3 protein-coding genes and 1 pseudogene are annotated in these 1,887 nt (G+C 29.4%); all 4 read right to left on the reverse strand.

Annotation, left to right across the window (positions count from 1 at the left end; all coding sequences use genetic code 11):
• Window positions 1–319 (reverse strand): annotated as a pseudogene (locus HMPREF9075_RS02640) (hypothetical protein); the annotation flags it as partial.
• 52 nt (window positions 320–371) lie between these two features.
• The gene (locus HMPREF9075_RS02645; protein ID WP_009751332.1) at window positions 372–899 is read right to left on the reverse strand and encodes a hypothetical protein; all 528 of its coding nucleotides are present in this window, start codon (window positions 897–899) and stop codon (window positions 372–374) included.
• Window positions 900–1,050: 151 nt separating this feature from the next.
• The gene (locus tag HMPREF9075_RS02650) at window positions 1,051–1,389 is read right to left on the reverse strand and encodes a hypothetical protein (RefSeq protein WP_009751333.1); all 339 of its coding nucleotides are present in this window, start codon (window positions 1,387–1,389) and stop codon (window positions 1,051–1,053) included.
• Window positions 1,390–1,462: 73 nt separating this feature from the next.
• A partial coding sequence (locus tag HMPREF9075_RS02655) for a hypothetical protein (protein WP_009751334.1) occupies window positions 1,463–1,887 on the reverse strand: 425 nt, incomplete at its 5' end.

Genomic DNA, 1,887 nt, shown 5'->3' on the forward strand with positions numbered 1-1,887 from the left:
TCATTTCTGTCATATCCTTGCTCAGCGTTAAGGTTTGTCCTTCTTGTGAGGCACTGATTTGTATACGTATTCCATTAGGAGTAACGGCGTGGCATTCTTCAAGGGTTAGTTGTAGCTGATTGTAGTGATCCAACAGCACGTGCATCTTTACCGAATCGCTTGCCACAGGTTGTAAGCCGTAGTTAAGGTCTGTGGTTTGCAAGGCTATGGCACCTCTAACGCTGTCGGTAACAAAGTCCTGCACAGCAATAAAATGGCTGCTGCTTAGCTTCATTCCGTCTATCCAATTCACAGGATAATGGGTGAGTAGATTGTTCATTGTTCTATCTTGTTTTATTTATTGTAGATATTAATTAGTTTTTTATTCCATATCATTCATTATTTTCATAGATATAATATTTTAAATTAGTTTCTTTTATACTATCTTTATCTATACATAAATCTTCATAACCTTCTGTTAGGTTATTACATATAGATAAATATTTTCCTTTTCTTTTTATATGATAAATATATCTATTATTCATTACTTCACCCCATTCATATAATTTAGGGTCATCTTCATATTGAGACTCTTCTCCTATGTATATATTGACAGTTCCTGAAATAGTATCAATCTTTTTTATTTTTAATAAATACCAATCCATAGACAACCTATCCATTAAAATATCTCCTTTAATTTCAATAGAGGAAAGAGTGTCTATTAAAATCTCATTATCTATTTCTAATAAACGATAAAATAGTTTGTTTAAATTTTTTTTATTATTTATTGAGGTTTTATCATTAATGGTAATAGATATTGATTTCTCTTTTTTTTCATAGCTTAAGAATTTTTGAACTTCATTGTTCTTACAATTTATAAGCAACAAACTAAAAAATATATAAATAAATGAAATTTTCATAACTCTTTTAGATTTTCTAAGTCAATTTTTATTGTTCTTTTAATTTATCTTCATCAAAATTTAGTGATTTCATTACTGTTCCCTTGTATTTTACCTTCAGCATTAAGATTTATCATTTCAGCACTATTACTTTCAATTTCTCCCTCACTATTTAGCATAGTTTTCCCTTTTTTGTTTCACTATGTAAATCACCTTCTATCTTTTCAGTTAAAGCACCATTTACATATACAAACATATCTCCACCAATATCACTTCTCTTAGCCATTCCTGCTGTTTCAGTGATATTTACATTGGCATCCAAATCAATGCTGTCACTTGCTTTTAAGTTGATGTTTTTAGCGGTAATATTAATAGTTTCAGGCGCAGAAATTTCTATATTTTTGCCCTGAGTATCCAACTTAATCACATTGCCATTCTTATCAGTAAGCAAGATGCTCTCATCTTCAGTAAAGATAAGCTTATGTCCACTTGAAGCCTTGGGCTGAGGCATTTGGTGGAGAAGGAGTAATTACCACTTCTCAAGGATAAATACCCTATAGCTAAAACTGAATGAAACTTTTTCATCAATTTTCCTCCTTATCTTTCTCAATTCTTCTCGTATAAGATATATGACTAGTGTTTTCTAGTATGACCTTAATTCTTTTATTTGTTTTAACTTCTTTTATTTCCCCAGTGTTACCATTAAGCCAAATGCCAGATAAATTATAGTTTCCTGTTTTCAAGTTATATGGTTCCCACTTCGGCTTAAAAATATAATAATCTCCATATATAATATCCAAATCAAAAAAACCATCATTAGCTATTTCTTCTTTTAAAATATATTTTATACATTCTTGCCCTGCTTCATCCAATGAAAGTTTAAATGTTTGTTCCTTTTTTTTGAATTCCTCTGTTCTATATATAAAGATGTCTTTTTCTACTTTACAAGAAAAAATACTACTTAATATACCCATAATAATAACTATTTTAATAACTTTATACATATTTT

The organism is Capnocytophaga sp. oral taxon 332 str. F0381 (genome assembly GCF_000318275.2).
Lineage (GTDB): Bacteria > Bacteroidota > Bacteroidia > Flavobacteriales > Flavobacteriaceae > Capnocytophaga > Capnocytophaga bilenii.